This is a genomic window from Synergistetes bacterium HGW-Synergistetes-1 (assembly GCA_002839185.1).
Classification (GTDB): Bacteria; Synergistota; Synergistia; order Synergistales; family Synergistaceae; genus Caenicola.
This window is the reverse complement of the sequence record PGXO01000005.1, coordinates 148,807-164,459: the sequence shown is the minus strand read 5'-3', so window position 1 is coordinate 164,459 and position 15,653 is coordinate 148,807. Positions and strand designations below refer to the sequence as shown.

Below are 15,653 nucleotides of genomic sequence, written 5' to 3'. Positions count from 1 at the left end.
TCTATGACTGCCTTTTCTTTAGTGATTCAATAAGTCCGTCAAGGATCTCCAATGCGTCGCCCTGGATGCTCAGGTCTGCCACCCTGAAGATCGGTGCCTCGGGGTCATGGTTCACTGCAATTATTGTTTCAGCTCCTGACATGCCTGCGATATGCTGGACGGCACCGGATATGCCAAATGCCAGGTAAAGCCTTGGAGTAACAGACTTGCCGCTTAGTCCCACCTGAGCTGAATAGGGAGCCCAGCCCAGATCTACCGCCATACGCGAAGCCCCCACTGTTCCTCCCAGCAGTCTTGCAAGTTCTTCAAGCTTTGCAAAATTTTTGGAGTTTTTCATTCCCTTGCCGCCGGAAATTATGATCTCTGCTTCCTGGATAGGGAGGCCTATTGACGTCTCAGGAGTGAATCCCAGGTATGTCAGCGCGGATGCCAGCAAGTTTGTTGAAGGAGAGACGTTGATCAGTTCCCCCTTGCGTGTAATGTCAGGACAGAGAGGTCTTTTTGACTTCGGCCTCACAGTGCACATCTGAGGATCACGTCCTCTTGTCTTTATGTCTGCCATAACGTTGCCTCCGATAGCAGGCCTTGTCTGGATAAGTTTACCTGATCCGGGGTCTATGGACAGTTCAGTGCAGTCAGCAGTAAGCCCGCAGCCTATCCTGGCACTGAGCATCGGCATAACGGTCCTCCCCTGTGTTGTTGCGGAGGCTATCAGGATGGACGGTCTGAATCTGTTGATAAGGTCCTCAAGGATGTTTACCTGAGAGTCACAGAGAAAATTTTCAAGTGACGGGTCGTCTATTACATATACCTTGTCAGCTCCGTAAGGAAAAAGTTCTTCTGCCTTTGGAGAGACGCCACATCCGATAAGTATGCTTGCAAGAGGAGCGCCCATTGAGTCGGCAAGTTCCCTTCCCCATGCGAGAAGTTCTCTGGAAACAGGATGGATCTCTTTGCCCCTGACCTCTGCAAGTGTCCATACCTCATTTTTATTGACGTTCATTTTGATTCCCCCAGACAATTTTTCTCATCAAGAAAGTTTAAGATCGTATTAAGAGTCTCTTCCAACCTTCCGGAAGAAGTGATCTTTCTACCCTGCCTTGTCATCTGCGGATATGTTACGTTTATGACCCACGTAGCGGAGCCTTTCAAGCCTGTTGAATTCTCGTCAAGATCAAGGTCATCCGCATTCAGGAGCGGTATCTCTGCTTTTTTTGCGCGCAGTTTCCCGCCGAGAGTACAGAGTCTCGGAATGTTCATTTCCTTGACAGGGATGACCATTGAGGGAAGCGGAGCTCTCAGCTTCTCATGGCCTCCTTCTATTGACCTGGTGACTTCTATATATTCATCATTAAGTTCATCTATCGAACTCACATAAGTAAGCGCCGGTATGTTGAGGAATTCTGCGGAAGCAGGTCCGACCTGTCCTGTTTCTCCGTCTGTCGCTCTTTCGCCTGCCAGGATAATGTCAAAAGGGCCAAGTTTTTCGATCGCTTTAGCCAGAGTTCTGGCTGTGGCCAGGGTGTCAGATCCGCCAAACTTTTTATCAGAAACAAGCACACCTCTGTTGCATCCCATAGAGACAGCGTATGCGGCAGATGCTTTTGCCTGAGGAGGTCCCATGGTAATGGCTGTTATTTCAACAGATCCTTCCGGCATGCTCTCCTTTATCCTTACAGCAGCTTCTACAGCATGGAGATCGAGCGGATTGAGTTCAGCCTCCACTCCCTCTCTGACCATTGTTCCTGTGTTTTCATCAATTTTGACATTATCGACTGCCGGGACCTGTTTTACCAGTACAGCTATACGCAAGTTGATTCCTCCTGCCATGCATTTTGGACGATTGAGTGAGACCGCAGATAAGTATAAAGCGATTCGCTATTATAAACTATCAAAAATATTTTTCCAAATTTTCCATATTAAGGTTACAATTGACCTGTCTGTGTTTTGACCAATTTTTCTGTTTTTTGAGAGGAGTTATTAAGAAATGGACCCAACGACTGAAATGAAAGGCTTCAGGGCTGCAAAGGTCAGCCCGGAAATGACAGCGGAACTTAAGGAAAGAGCGCGAAAAGGCAGAGTGTGGTCGGTAATAGCGACCTCAGCCGCAAAAAGCGGACACCCGGGCGGAGCACTCTCTTCTATGGACATATACATGACACTGCTGGCTGTGGCTGAAGTCTCTCCTGACAGATCTGACTGCATGGAACGCGACAGGATCGTAATAAGTCACGGACACACATCCGCAGGCTTTTATTCCGCGCTTGCGGCATACGGGTTTTTCTCTCCCGAGGAGATGTATCCGAACTTCAGGCGTACCTGCAGTCCATTCCAGGGACATGTTGAAAGGGATGTTCCCGGTGTCGACTGGGGAACAGGCAACCTTGGACAGGGGCTTGCAGCAGGAGTCGGATTTGCGCTGGCAGCAAGAGCCCGCGGATCAAACTCCAAGACCTGGGTAGTAATGGGTGACGGGGAACAGGTAAAAGGACAGGTATCTGAAGCAAGAAGGATAGCAGCGAAAGAAAAGCTGAACAACCTCACAGTGCTTGTGGACTGGAATGATATACAGATAAGCGGACATATCGAAGAAGTAATGCCGGTCAATATCCCAGCACTTTGGAAGGCAGACGGATGGCATGTCATAGAGTGCGATGGACACTCCTATTCGCAGATCTACGATGCGATGAGATGTGCAGTGACCCATGAGGGTTGTTACGTGATACTTTGCAGGACAGTCATGGGAAAAGGGGTCTCTTTTATGCAGAATATCCCTGATTATCATGGCAAGGCTGCATCGGGCGAGGATCTTGCAACAGCTCTGAGTGAACTTGGAGCTGATATGGGGATGTTTGAAAAGGCGCTCGAAGCCAGAAAGGGAGAACTTCCAAAGGGCCGTGAGGTAACAAGATGCGTGCCTGATCTCGATACAGGGACCCCTGTAACATATACAAAAGAGGACAAGAAGGACAACAGAGGCGCCTTTGGCAAGGCACTCGCCCAGGTTGGGGAGCTGAATTACAAAAAAGAAGGACGTACTCCGATGATCGTCTTTGACTGCGATCTCGCCGGTTCGGTCAAAGTAGACGGTTTTGCCAAGGTATGTCCTGACAATTTTATACAGTCCGGTATTCAGGAACACGCGACTGCTACAGTTGCTGGAGCAGCCTCCGCTGCCGGAGCAGTCTCTCTGTGGGCAGCTTTTGGCGTTTTTGGTGCTGATGAAGTCTACAACCAGCAGAGGCTCAACGACATAAACAAGGCTTCGATAAAAACAGTTCTCACTCACACAGGGCTCGATGTAGGCGAAGACGGAATGACCCACCAGTGCATAGATTATGTCGGGCTTTTCCGCAACACTTTTGGATGGAAGGTCATAGTTCCGGCCGACCCCAACCAGACGGACAGGGCTACAAGATGGATGCTGAAAGAACCGGGCAACATCTGCCTTGCAATGGGAAGGAGCGTACTTTCTGTCGTCCTTAAAGAAGACGGGACTCCTTACTACGGTGACGGATACACATTTAACTACGGGGATATAGATGTTCTCAGGGACGGCAAAGATGCAACGATACTCTCAATGGGACATTTTGCTGGCCGTGCCATGGCTGCAAGTGACCTCCTTGCTGCCGAAGGTGTCAGTGTTAAAGTCCTTCACTGTGCCTCGCCGCTGGGGATGGATGCTCAGAAACTCATAGAGCTTGTGGGAGACAAGCCCCTTATCACATGTGAAGACCACCATGTGAACACAGGGATCGGCTCGATAGCGGCAATGATGTTTGCCCGTGCCGGAAAAGCAGTCAGGATAGTCAATCTGGGAGTGACCCATTATGGATGCTCAGGGCCCGGCAATGAAGTCATGGCTGAGATGAAGCTTTCTCCGGCAGATATAGCAGCTGCAGTCAAAGGAACGCTGAACTAGATGATAAAGGCAGGAGACCTGGTATTTATCTGGAACCCCAAAAAGGGAGATAATTTCCTCATAAAAGTAACACCGGGGATGTCTCAGGGGACTCATTTCGGACAGATCAAGCACACCGAGCTTATGGAGCACGGATACGGGGAGGGCATAGTTACTCCGAAAGGAGAGGTCTATTATCTGCTAAGGCCTACCCTGGCCGGATACACCAGGAGAATTAAGAGACAGACCCAGATAGTTTTCCCTAAAGATGCGGGGTTTATACTCCAGCACATGAACATCTTCCCGGGCTGTACTGTCGTCGAATGCGGCACAGGCTCAGGAAGCCTCTGTTGTACCTTTGCCCATTTTGTCGGTGACGAGGGGAAGGTCTGTACTTATGACAGGAGAGAGGAATTCTCAGCGCTTGCAAAGAAGAATGCCGAAAAATGGGGAGTTGCCCACAGGATAGAATTCAACGTCAGGTCGCTTGACGATGGGTTCAAAGAGAGGGATGCCGATGCAGTTTTCCTTGATATTCCGACTCCGTGGGAGTACATAGACAAGGCATATGAAGCACTGGCTCCCGGAAATCATCTCGGCATACTTGTCCCTACTGCAAATCAGATATCTGAGACCCTTGTAAAACTCTCGGAATTTGGTTTCGCTGATGTCCAGGTGGTCGAGCTTATGCTGCGCTACTATAAGACCGAACCCAACCGCATAAGGCCCGAAGATGTGATGATCGGTCATACCGGATACCTGATCTTTGCAGTGAAGACACTTCCATTGCCGGAACAGGTACCCCTGGCGGAGGATAACGGAGATGCTGAAACTGAAGCTGAAGCTGAGGCTGAGGCTGAGGCAGAAGAAGAGGTAATAGAAGAGTAGCTATAAAGAGGCGCCGTTTAAATACATGGATGACAAAAAGCGACTGATCCTTCATATATGCTGTGCTCCTGATGCAACAGTACCTGCAGATCTCCTTTTGGATGAGGGATATAGTACAGAAGGTTTTTTCTACGGGGGCAATATCCACCCAAAGGACGAATTTGAAAAAAGGGCAGATGCAGTAGTGTTTCTATGCCAAGCGAAAGGTATAGTGTGTCATGTAATGCCTTACGACCCCGAGAAGTGGGTAAGGGAAACGAAAACGTTTGTATCTGAGCCTGAGGGCGGGAAAAGATGCCTGCTCTGTTTTGAGCTCCAGCTGAAAGCTGCGGCTCAATATGCAGTCAGGAGCGGGGCAGGACTGTTGACGACCACCCTCACTATCAGTCCGCATAAAGATCCCTCCGTCATTAACGAAATAGGAGAAAAAATTTGTTCTGATTACGGTCTGATCTGGGTCTCAAAGATCTGGCGAAAAAACAACGGATTCAAAAGGTCCGTGGATGAGAGCAAAAAACTGGGACTCTACAGGCAGGACTACTGCGGCTGTATATATTCGATAAGAAACAGGTGACTGAAAATGGACGAGACCAAAGGACTTCCATCCGGAAAACTCTCGCCGGAAGCTCTTAAGCGGAACGTACTGCGCTACATCGGGGCAGTACGCCAAGAGCTTCTCATCGGCCCGGCAGTGGGAGAGGATGCGGCTGTCATCGAGTGGCCGAAAGGAAAGTACCTTGTCTTTTCATCCGATCCCATCGTAGGCGCGGAAAAAGGTGCGGGAAGACTTCTTGTAAGGATAAATTCAAACGATATAGCATCCAAGGGCGGCGATCCGGCTTATCTTGCCGTTACACTCATCCTTCCTCCTTCATGGGGGGAAGATGGCGCAGCAAGGATCATGAGTGAGATACACGAGGAATGTCTGGCTCAGGGTATCGCTGTTGCAGGAGGACATACGGAATTCAACGACAGATATGAAAGGCCTGTGATCATGGGAGCCCTTATTGGCACAGCAGACAGAGTGCTTAGGGCCAATGAACTGAGACCGGGCGATGCACTGATTGTCACGAAACATATAGGCATAGAGGGTATGTCTATCCTTGCAACAGATAAGCCGGAGCTTTTAAAACCCTTCATGTCTGAAGCAGATATAACCGAGATGGTTTCATGGGCTGAAAAGACTTCAGTACTTGAAGAATCCAAAGTATTGAGAAAAATAGCCAAGTTCATGCACGATCCCACTGAAGGAGGCTTCATGGGAGGAATAGGTGAGATTTCGGCCCTGAGCGGTCTCAGGACGGATATAGACTATGCTTCAGTTCCTGTCCATCCCCTTACAGCCAGGGCGGCAGAAAAACTTGGATTCGATCCGCTTCGACTGATAGCTTCAGGCAGCCTCATTGCCGCTGTGCCTGGGGAAAAGACATCTGAAGCGTTGCGGGAGCTTGCAAAATTAAATATTGATGCATCTGTTGTAGGATCAATGGGAGAAAAACTTCAAGACCCGGTGCCCGAACCTTCAGAGGAGCTCTGGAGACTCCTTAAGATGGGTGGAGCAAAGAATGGATAATAAGTTTATCCTGAAAAGAGCTGAAAAGCTGCGGGAAGAGATGGCAAAAACGGGTACTGATGCTTTTGTCGTCTTCACAGAGGAAAGCTACAACTGGGAGTCACTGTACTATCTTAGCGGTTTTAGAGGCACATCGGGAGCGCTGGCTGTATATAAAGATTCTGCCGAACTGATCCTTGATGCCAGGTACAGGCAGCAGGGTGAAATACAGTCGCCGCACCGGGTCTCTGCCCAAAAAAACAGTCTGGTCGACGATCTTATTGAAAGCATATCCGCTCACGGCGCTCAAAAAATACTTTGTGAAGCAACAAAAACTTCCCATTTAACATGGGAAAAACTATCCTCTGCTAAAAATACCAGATGGAGCGACGGATCTTATCTGATATCAGAACTTCGCCGTTCAAAAGATGAACATGAGGTCCGGTTTATCATAAGGGCGGGAGAGATCGCCGCTGACGCTTTTTTGGAAACATTAGGCCTAGTAAGGCCGGGAATGACTGAAAAAGAATTTGAAGCGCTCCTCAATTTCAACATCAATAAATTTGGCGGCGAGGCCGGATTTGACATGATAGTTGCGTCAGGAACAAGAAGCTCGATGCCGCATGGAAGGGCCACAGATAAAGAAATGGTGCGGGGCGAGTGGGTCACGGTGGATTTTGGCGTCAGGTATAGGGAATACTTTTGCGACATTACAAGAAATTTTTCATTTGGTGCACCGGATCCCCGTGCAAAAGATTATCATGAAATATTGTCAGAGGCGCACCATGCGGCTGTCAGAGTTCTGTGCTCCGGCGCAAAGGGAACCGTTGTATATAAAACTGCATATGATGTGCTCGAATCAATGGGACTGGGCAGATATTTTACACATGGACTGGGGCACGGCCTGGGCATTGAGATACACGAGACGCCATACATTTCCTCAAAATATTCATATGAATTGAAACATAACGACGTTGTCACGATCGAACCCGGAATTTATATCGATGGCTGGGGAGGATTGAGATTAGAGGATAATTACCTTATAATTGAGCAAGCGGGAACAAGGCTGACAGGAAAACTTGATCAGTCTTTTTACCGTGTATGATAAATAATGTTAAAATGATAATGATTCCGGCAATAGTGGCCGTTGGTGAGGCCCAATTTAAAAGGAGGACTATGGACAATGAAGAAGTACGTATGCACCGTTTGCGGTTATGTTTATGATCCAGAAGCAGGAGATCCGGATTCAGGAGTTGCTCCGGGAACACCTTTTGAAGAGATCCCCGATGACTGGGCCTGCCCTGTATGCGGTGTAGGCAAGGATATGTTTGAAGCTCAGTGATCAGTTAACAAGACAAAGCGAGGATAAGTCATAGTTACGGGAGACCCTTATTGATATGCAGGTCTCCCTTTTGTTATTCCATGGAATATATTCGGCTTATCAGATCGTCAACGAGGTCGGTTATACCGAAGGGCAGGAGGTCTTCCCGGATCCTCTCGATTATTTTTTCTTCTTTGATAGTAGCCACTGAAACAGGAAAATTCAGGTCGCATCCCCATGTCAGCTGTATCAGCCTGTAATCCTGAAGGGAGCTGGCATTTGAATAGGAACCGGAGCCCGTCTTCCTTATTTCTTCCACAAGATCGGAAGAAAGGCCTTCTGCCGACTGGTGCCTCGGGAGCATTTCAAATATCGTTCCTTTGTCGATACGCTCTTCTACCATTCTGAAAATATCGATCTTGTCCGCGTCCCTGACAAGGCATGACCACTTATAAGCACCAAGCTTAATGTCGGTCGGTACTAATTTCTTGTTGTGGAACTTAACAGCAGATATGACATTTTCCCTAAAATTCTCAGGGATGCCTTCCCAGTTGAATTCTCTTGAGATTATTTCTGCGCCCCGGTCTCCATGGTCAACACTGATACTGTCGAAAAAGGTACCGTACTTACTGTATTGTGGAAATCTTCCCACGTCATGCAGAAGACCTGAGGTATGTGCCAGCCAGCTGTCTCCATACTCGTCCCATCCCATTGAATCAGCTATTTCAGAGCATATTTCAGAAACCCTTTTGCTGTGTTTGAGCTTGAGGTCAAGCATAGGGTGGAGTATACCTTCTGTCTTATAACTATCTGTGAAGACTTTGAACCATTCATTTGTCCTATCGGTAGAAAACACTGGCTTCGCCCCCCACATTCTGAGAGAATATTATATCACCTCAGATTGAAATGCTTTTTATATCCGTTGCGCTAAATCCGCGCTATTGGTACTTATGTTTTGCTTGTAAAATAGGAGTTGTTCCAAGAGATCACTCTTTGGAGGATGGTGTCCCTATGAATTGGTTTATGGAGTTGTCGGCGCCGATCCAGGCGCTTTTGGCAGGATGCTTTACATGGAGCCTGACAGCTTTGGGCGCTTCGGGAGTCTTTCTTGCAAAGAGGCCTGATCAGAAAGTTCTTGATGTAATGCTGGGATTTGCCGGAGGGGTAATGATCGCCGCCAGTTTCTGGTCTCTGCTTGCCCCGGCGATATTGATATCAGAGGAACTGGGCTACCCCGGATGGCTGCCTCCTTTTATTGGCTTCCTTCTCGGAGGTATTTCAATGCGGCTTCTTGACATGCTCATGCCTCATCTCCATCCTGGAATGGCAGAAACAGACCCGGAAGGACCTCCGTCAAGAATGAGGAGGACGACGCTCCTTGTTTTGGCTATAACCATCCATAACATACCTGAAGGCATGGCTGTCGGGGTCGCATTCGGAGCAATCGGACTTATGCCGGAGGCAACTATGGCCGGAGCGATAGCGTTGGCTATAGGCATAGGGCTGCAGAACTTCCCGGAAGGGCTTGCTGTTTCGATGCCTCTTCGCCGTGAGGGACTGAGCAGGCAGAAGGCTTTTTTATATGGTCAGCTTTCTGCGGTAGTTGAACCCTTTTTTGCCCTTATCGGCGCTCTTTTAGTTCAGATAGCCCGGCCCGTACTTCCATATGCGCTTGCTTATGCGGCAGGTGCGATGATATTTGTTGTTGTTGAAGAGGTAGTCCCCGAGTCGCAATCGAGCGGAAACGGGGATCTGGCTACAATGGGGGTCTTGTTTGGTTTTGCTGTAATGATGGTCCTTGATGTTGCACTGGGATAGTAAAAACATAAACGACAGAGGCTCCTGACTTTCGTTGTCATTGCCCTTTCGGAACGGCAGGACAGCGAGCTGTGCTATACTTTCCCGATGGCACCAAAGATATGTGACTAATTCCGTTTTTATGAGTGACAATTATAGTATGTGACTTTACAGCAGATATGGTTTCAGGAGGAATAATTGATGGAAAATAAGATAGCCTTGATAGCCGGGGATGGAAATCTGCCTGTCGTAATAGCAAGCAGGCTTACTGACATGGGGACACCTCCGGTCGTTTACTCTGTCAGGGAAAAAGTCGGGGAGATATCTAAGTATGCACTCGAGGTAGTAAACATTGTAAAGCCTGATCTGGGGTCCACTATCAAGGACATGAAAAGCCGAGGCGTTAAAAAAATTATTATGGCTGGCCTCATATCAAAGACTCTTGCATTCAAACCCTCACTTTTTGATCTTACAACGCAGAAATTTCTTGCAAGCTTGGTTTTCAGGGACGATCACTCACTTTTGGGAGCTCTTGTAGATTTTCTTGAAAAATCCGGATTCGAGGTAATGAGTTACAGGGAGATCATCCCGGACCTGCTTGCCAGGCCCGGGCATATAGCAGGAAGAAGGCCCACTTCTGAAGAGATGGATGATGCGGAATATGGTTTCTCGATCTGTAAAACTCTTGTCCCTCTGTCATTTGGACAGACAGTTGTCGTCAACAAACGTTCGGTAGTCGCCGTGGAGGCCATGGAAGGAACGGACGCCACTCTTCTAAGGGCCGGCTCAATCTGCTCGGGAGGAACTGTAGTTAAAATGATGCGGCTTGACCAGGATCAGCGATATGACATCCCAACCGTGGGACCTAACACACTGAGAAACATGGCACAGGCAAAACTGACCTGTCTTGCTCTTCACGCAGGCTGGACTCTTATAATGGAACCCGAAGAATTCCGTTCCGTTGCTGAAAAAGAAAAAATTACCGTGATGGGAATAGAACAGTGTCGATCTTCCTGAGCTCAGGCGAAGCATCCGGAGATCACTATACCGCCTCTGTCGCTAAAACTCTCCGCAAAATGGGTTATGAAGGCGATATATGGGGCATGGGCGGCAAAGAGCCGAAGGAAGCTGGCGTAAGGGTCGAGTGGCCTGGTGAGGAACTTCAGCTTTTTGGAATTGCAGAGGTGCTATCCTCAGTGCCCAAATTATTCAGACTGTTGAATGAGATGACAGACCGAATAATGCAAAGGGGGCCTCAAAGCGTTGTGATCGCCGACAGTCCTGATTTCAATATTCGCCTTGTGCAGAAACTGAGGTCGAAAGGATACAAAGGCAGGGTCTTCTACATTTCTCCGCCGTCCGTATGGGCGTGGAGAAGAGAAAGGGTAAAAAAAATAGCTGCCGTTGTAGATGAATGTTTTCCGCTTTTCAGGTTTGAGCATGAATTTCTTCTGAAAAATGGTTGCAGCAGCTATTGGAAAGGTCATCCGATGATAGAGGAGTTTTCAGACAAAGAGGCCCTTGCAGCAAATCTGCCGGAGAGCTACAGAGACGACAGAATGCTTATAGGTTTCCTTCCGGGAAGCAGGGGAGTCGAGGTCAGAAATCTCCTGCCTGTAATGGAAAAAGCAGCCTCTGGACTTAGAGCGATGGGATGGCGTCCTGTTTTTTCGATAGCCCCCGGACTTCATGAGAGGGAAAAAATGAAGATGACAGAGCGCCTTCAGGCAGGTAATTTCGATGTTTACACAGGTCAGGGCAGGGATCTCCTTGCCGCTTCATGCTGCTCGGTTGCTGCAAGCGGGACCGTCGCTGTAGAAGCAATGATGCTGGGGAGCTACATGGTGGCGGCATACAGGCTCAGTCCGCTCTCTGCATTTCTGGCAAGACGTCTTGTTAAGACCCCTTATTATACGATCCCAAATATCCTGCTGGACATGGAACTCTTTCCGGAGCTGATGCAGGAGGAAGCCACAGAGGAAAATATACTCAAAGAGGTTTTGAAGTGGCTAAATGGTGATGATAAAACCAAAAAATATATATCTCAAAAAATGGATCTTGCAAGGGAAATGCTTGGAGAGACGGGAGTCTACGAGTTGTGGGCAAGAAGAATAATGGGGGCAGCCTGAGATGTTCTCTTTGAAAGACAAAAAAGCATGGTCCTCTTATATTCGTTTGCTCGGATACTGCAAGCCCTACAAAAAGAGGTTGGCAGCTGCCCTTGCGTGTATGATCCTTTCGTCAATATTTGGGATCGTCCCTCCCTGGCTAATAAAAAATATCGTTGATGATGTCCTTATAAACAAAGAAGCTTCAACTCTGAATCTTCTTGCAATAGGAATAATAACTCTCTACGTTCTGAAAGCTATCTTCGGATATGGGCATATGTATCTTATGACATGGGTCGGACAGAAGGTGGTCATAGATATCAGGCTGGAGCTCTACGACCACACCCAAAGACTTTCCCTTGCTAAACTTTACAGCAAGCGTTCGGGAGAGTTCCTTTCAAGGATAACTAACGATGTTGCCGTTTTGCAGAATATCCTTGCTTCGGTCATAGTAGATTTCGTAGTGCAGGGCTGCACGTTTATTGGGATCATATGTTTCCTTCTCTTCATAAACTGGAAGCTTACTCTTATTACATTCATAGTTACTCCTCTGGCTGTGCTAGTTATTGATAAAGCTTCTTCAAAGCTGCGTGAAGTCGGAGGTACTATACAGGAAAAACTGGCAATGGTGGCGGCGATCGCACAGGAAGCACTCTCATCAATAAGGATAGTCAGGGCTTTCGTCACTGAAGAGAAAGAATATGCAAGGTTCGAGTATGAAAGCAACAGGCATTTTAAGGCGGTAATGAAAGGGACCCAGGTGAGAGGTTTCCTGGAAGGCACAGTTGAAGTGATACTTATTGCGGCTCTTGCTTTTATTTTGTGGTTTGGCGGCATGGATGTTATAAAAGGAAAGCTGACTGCCGGCGCGCTTCTTGCTTTTCTTACATACATCGGCCTTCTTGTCCAGCCGATAAGGATACTGAGCCGAGTCATCAGCACTATACAACAGGGAGTTGCCTCAGCTGACAGGGTTTTCGAAATACTTGACGAAAAAAACGAAGTGCCCTTGCCTGATAACCCACTGATCCTCGCCCCGATGGAAGGTCAAATAACATTCAATGATGTCTGGTTTGCCTATAACGACAAAGCATGGGTCCTGAAAGGCCTGGATTTTGAGATCGCCAGGGGGCAGAAAGTAGCAGTTGTTGGATCTACCGGTGCCGGAAAATCAACACTGGCTGATCTTGTTATGAGATTTTACGACCCGCAGAAAGGAACACTTTTGATTGACGGAACAGATATTAAACAGCTTGACCTGAAAAGCTACCGCAGGCAGATAGGAGTAGTACCTCAGGATCCAGTCCTGATGAAGGGAACACTTGCATACAATATTGGATATGGATATGAAGGAGTTACTGACGATGACCTTGTAAGAGCCGCCGAGACTGCCGGAATACTCAGCTTCATCAGGAGCCTTCCCGATGGTTTTGATACAGCTGTAGGAGAAAGAGGAGTAACTCTTAGCGGGGGGCAAAGACAGCGTATTGCGATCGCAAGGGCTGTAGTAAGGGATCCGCGGATACTGATAATGGATGAGGCTACTTCGTCGCTTGACGCTTTGGTAGAACAGCAGGTACAGGAAGCGATGCGAAAGGCAATGCAAGGAAGGACCGCGATCATAATAGCCCACAGGCTTTCAACGATACGTGATGCCGACAGGATAGCTGTACTTTCGGGAGGAAGACTTGTTGAACAGGGCACGCACGATGAGCTTATGTCGCTAAAAGGGCATTATTACAAGCTTTTCAAAGCAAGCAACGGAGAACACGGCGAAGAAAATGTCAAAACTACTGCGCAGTTATCTTAGATACGCAAGGGGAGAAAGAAAGATATCACCTTGGGCGCTGCTCTATCCCCTTCAGTTTATTACGCGCCTATGGATGAAGTTAAGGATCAACCTATACGCAAGAGGCCTGCTGGGGGTAACGGAGCCTCCGCTTCCCGTCGTGAGCATTGGCAACAACAGCCTGGGAGGTACGAATAAGACCCCCATGACCGAGCTTGTCGTCAGGCAGTTTCAGGAAGCCGGAATAGAGGCCGGGCTTGTAAGCAGAGGATACAGGACTAAAGAGCATGGCCCCATATGGATAGGCCAGGACGAAGAGAGCACTCACAGGAATACTGCAGGGGACGAACCTCTGATGCTGGCTAAAAGGCTTCCCGGAGTAAAAATCGTTGTATCCAGAGACAGAGTCCAGGGAGTCGCACTGCTTGCTTCTCTGGGAGCCAAAGTTGCTGTGACCGATGATACATTCCAGCACAGAAGGATGGCGCGCGATGTAGACATAGTCCTTGTAGATGCAACATGTCCTTTTGGAAACGGCAATGTTATTCCTGCGGGTTCTATGAGGGAGCCTAAATCAGCTTTCAGCAGGGCGGATATCCTTGTCATAACCAAGGCAAACCAGGCTAATCCTAGTCAGCTTGCTTCGGCAAAGGCTGAACTTGAAAAACTTCTGGATCCGCATAAGATATTTACCGCTGAAATCAAAATGGAATCATGGATAGAGATACTCAGGAGAGAAGAACGCAGCCTTCCTGCCGGAGTAAGTCCGCGTGGAAATTACATAGCCTTTTCTGCAATAGGCAGCCCTGCTGGATTTTATAGATTCCTTGAACAAATAAATATTACGATTTCTGACCATCGAACATTCAGGGATCACCATATCTTTACAGAAAGCGACATAAACGGTCTGGTCGAACTGGCAAAGAACAGAGGCGTTGACGGTTTTATCTGCACGGAAAAGGATCTTGTGAACCTTCCTGAGGGGTTGGATCTGGATATTCCCATATATATTCCCCGTATAGTTGTAACTCTTGATGATGATCTCGGATTCAGAAAGAAAATTTTGGAGAAGCTCAAGCCCAATTTGATGATAGCATCTAACGGATATGGAGAAGACGCGATAGGAGTTGTACTTGCGAAAAAGTTGAAGAAGCGCTTCACTGCTGCAGAGGTTTCAGCCTTTGCATTCGTCGGTTCAGGCACACATTACAGGAACGAGGGTTTCAGAGTCCTGTCACCGTCTATTGAAATGCCAAGCGGAGGAGTAATAAAATACAGTTTCCTCGAGTTCATAAAGGATCTGAGGCACGGACTGGGAAGCTCTATCACCTCTCAAATGAGCGCACTTTCATCACTTTACAGCAGATACAGGACTCCTGTTTGTGTCGGAGATGTTTACCTGATCGCAAGCATGCTCTGGGGACAGGGGATGAAACCGGTCCTTGTCGCGACCGCAAAATCTGTACATCTGAGCGGACACCTCTCTGTCGAACAATTTTTGCTTAAACACCGAAGCAGATTTGTGTGGACAAGGGACTCGGAAACAGCAGAGGAACTCAGGTCGGGGGGAGTTAATGCAGAATTTTGCGGCAATCCGGTAATGGATCTTATAGATAAGGATAAGTCTGTAATAAATGTATGGAGTGGAACAGAAGGCTACAGGATCCTGCTTTTGCCGGGGAGTCGTCCAAGGACTTACGAAGATGTGATACTGATCCTGGATTCTGCAAAGGAACTCTCAAAAAGAAAGAAATGCAGCTTCGTCATGGTACCGGCCCCTATGATCGATGTGGATAAACTGTTTGAAAACCTTGGCAGCTGGGAATTGACTTCTTGCAGCGACATACTTGAGTCAGAGGAGATAAAAGTCAGGATATTCAGGGGAGAAGTGGCAGACGCAGCATTAGGAGCGGATCTGCTTATCGGGCTTGGCGGGACAGCAAACCAGCTGTGTGCAGGTCTTGGCGTGCCAGTTGTCTCCATACTTGAAAAAGGGAAACTTATACAGAAAAAGCTTCTGAAAGAGGCGGAGATTCTTGTAAAAGCTGAATCGCAGGAGCTTGCAAAAGCTGCTGAACGAATTCTTAGCGAGCCTGAACTGAAGAAGAGCATGAAAGAGGCAGGTATACGGAATTTGGGTGGATTTGGAGCGCTTGATCACGTTGTTGAGTATTGCGCATCCGCTCTTGGATGGGATAATAGATGTGCTGTCTATGAAAAATACCGTTCTTTTATAGAACAAAAGAGCGGAAAGGAATCGCCCTATAAAAAAGGAGAGGCTGCCGGGTGAATACAGG

14 protein-coding genes are annotated in these 15,653 nt (G+C 47.9%); 11 read left to right on the top strand and 3 right to left on the bottom strand.

Features of this window, described 5'->3' with window-relative positions:
• Position 1: 1 nt before the first annotated feature.
• Together CVV54_06000 and CVV54_05995 are read right to left on the bottom strand one after the other, a co-directional pair.
• Positions 2-1,003 carry an electron transfer flavoprotein subunit alpha gene (locus CVV54_06000; GenBank protein ID PKL04428.1) on the bottom strand — a complete coding sequence of 334 codons (1,002 nt, stop codon included), beginning with the start codon at positions 1,001-1,003 and terminating at the stop codon, positions 2-4.
• Positions 1,000-1,812 carry an electron transfer flavoprotein subunit beta gene (locus tag CVV54_05995; protein ID PKL04427.1) on the bottom strand — a complete coding sequence of 271 codons (813 nt, stop codon included), beginning with the start codon at positions 1,810-1,812 and terminating at the stop codon, positions 1,000-1,002. The genes CVV54_06000 and CVV54_05995 overlap by 4 nt, the downstream gene beginning before the upstream one ends.
• Before the next feature lie 175 nt (positions 1,813-1,987).
• Here CVV54_05995 and CVV54_05990 point away from each other — a divergent pair, with 175 nt between their 5' ends.
• From CVV54_05990 to CVV54_05965, 6 genes are all read left to right on the top strand, one after another.
• The gene (locus tag CVV54_05990) at positions 1,988-3,922 is read left to right on the top strand and encodes a transketolase (protein PKL04426.1); all 1,935 of its coding nucleotides are present in this window, start codon (positions 1,988-1,990) and stop codon (positions 3,920-3,922) included.
• The gene (locus tag CVV54_05985) at positions 3,923-4,789 is read left to right on the top strand and encodes a tRNA (adenine-N1)-methyltransferase (GenBank protein ID PKL04425.1); all 867 of its coding nucleotides are present in this window, start codon (positions 3,923-3,925) and stop codon (positions 4,787-4,789) included. It abuts the gene before it with no gap.
• Positions 4,790-4,814: 25 nt separating this feature from the next.
• Complete coding sequence (locus CVV54_05980; protein ID PKL04424.1) at positions 4,815-5,363, top strand: hypothetical protein; 549 nt, start codon at positions 4,815-4,817, stop codon at positions 5,361-5,363.
• Positions 5,364-5,369: 6 nt separating this feature from the next.
• Positions 5,370-6,362, top strand: a complete 993-nt coding sequence (locus CVV54_05975; protein ID PKL04423.1) for a hydrogenase expression protein — start codon at positions 5,370-5,372, stop codon at positions 6,360-6,362.
• Positions 6,355-7,446 carry a peptidase M24 gene (locus CVV54_05970; GenBank protein ID PKL04422.1) on the top strand — a complete coding sequence of 364 codons (1,092 nt, stop codon included), beginning with the start codon at positions 6,355-6,357 and terminating at the stop codon, positions 7,444-7,446. The genes CVV54_05975 and CVV54_05970 overlap by 8 nt, the downstream gene beginning before the upstream one ends.
• Positions 7,447-7,524: 78 nt before the next feature.
• A complete protein-coding gene (locus CVV54_05965; GenBank protein ID PKL04421.1) occupies positions 7,525-7,683 on the top strand; it encodes a rubredoxin in 159 nt (52 codons plus the stop codon).
• 73 nt (positions 7,684-7,756) lie between these two features.
• Here CVV54_05965 and CVV54_05960 read toward each other — a convergent pair whose 3' ends face one another.
• On the bottom strand, positions 7,757-8,536 hold the full coding sequence (locus CVV54_05960) for a hypothetical protein (GenBank protein ID PKL04420.1): 780 nt from the start codon (positions 8,534-8,536) through the stop codon (positions 7,757-7,759).
• A 137-nt stretch (positions 8,537-8,673) separates the two neighbouring features.
• Between CVV54_05960 and CVV54_05955 the strand changes: the two genes are divergently transcribed.
• From CVV54_05955 to lpxK, 5 genes are all read left to right on the top strand, one after another.
• Positions 8,674-9,480, top strand: coding sequence for a ZIP family metal transporter (locus tag CVV54_05955; protein PKL04419.1), 807 nt, complete (start codon positions 8,674-8,676; stop codon positions 9,478-9,480).
• 180 nt (positions 9,481-9,660) lie between these two features.
• Positions 9,661-10,476, top strand: a complete 816-nt coding sequence (locus CVV54_05950; protein PKL04418.1) for a DUF1009 domain-containing protein — start codon at positions 9,661-9,663, stop codon at positions 10,474-10,476.
• A complete protein-coding gene (gene lpxB, locus CVV54_05945; protein ID PKL04417.1) occupies positions 10,461-11,588 on the top strand; it encodes a lipid-A-disaccharide synthase in 1,128 nt (375 codons plus the stop codon). The genes CVV54_05950 and lpxB overlap by 16 nt, the downstream gene beginning before the upstream one ends.
• Position 11,589: 1 nt before the next feature.
• Positions 11,590-13,377, top strand: a complete 1,788-nt coding sequence (locus tag CVV54_05940; GenBank protein ID PKL04416.1) for an ABC transporter ATP-binding protein — start codon at positions 11,590-11,592, stop codon at positions 13,375-13,377.
• Positions 13,349-15,646, top strand: a complete 2,298-nt coding sequence (lpxK, locus tag CVV54_05935; protein ID PKL04415.1) for a tetraacyldisaccharide 4'-kinase — start codon at positions 13,349-13,351, stop codon at positions 15,644-15,646. The genes CVV54_05940 and lpxK overlap by 29 nt, the downstream gene beginning before the upstream one ends.
• Positions 15,647-15,653: the final 7 nt, after the last annotated feature.

Coding starts and splice junctions, on each gene's coding strand:
- CVV54_05955 (PKL04419.1), top strand. CDS start 8,674: ATGAATTGGTTTATGGAGTTGTCGGCGCCGATCCAGGCGCTTTTGGCA.
- CVV54_05960 (PKL04420.1), bottom strand. CDS start 8,536: ATGTGGGGGGCGAAGCCAGTGTTTTCTACCGATAGGACAAATGAATGG.
- CVV54_05980 (PKL04424.1), top strand. CDS start 4,815: ATGGATGACAAAAAGCGACTGATCCTTCATATATGCTGTGCTCCTGAT.
- CVV54_05985 (PKL04425.1), top strand. CDS start 3,923: ATGATAAAGGCAGGAGACCTGGTATTTATCTGGAACCCCAAAAAGGGA.
- CVV54_05990 (PKL04426.1), top strand. CDS start 1,988: ATGGACCCAACGACTGAAATGAAAGGCTTCAGGGCTGCAAAGGTCAGC.
- CVV54_05965 (PKL04421.1), top strand. CDS start 7,525: ATGAAGAAGTACGTATGCACCGTTTGCGGTTATGTTTATGATCCAGAA.
- CVV54_06000 (PKL04428.1), bottom strand. CDS start 1,003: ATGAACGTCAATAAAAATGAGGTATGGACACTTGCAGAGGTCAGGGGC.
- CVV54_05940 (PKL04416.1), top strand. CDS start 11,590: ATGTTCTCTTTGAAAGACAAAAAAGCATGGTCCTCTTATATTCGTTTG.
- CVV54_05975 (PKL04423.1), top strand. CDS start 5,370: ATGGACGAGACCAAAGGACTTCCATCCGGAAAACTCTCGCCGGAAGCT.
- CVV54_05970 (PKL04422.1), top strand. CDS start 6,355: ATGGATAATAAGTTTATCCTGAAAAGAGCTGAAAAGCTGCGGGAAGAG.
- CVV54_05950 (PKL04418.1), top strand. CDS start 9,661: ATGGAAAATAAGATAGCCTTGATAGCCGGGGATGGAAATCTGCCTGTC.
- lpxK (PKL04415.1), top strand. CDS start 13,349: ATGTCAAAACTACTGCGCAGTTATCTTAGATACGCAAGGGGAGAAAGA.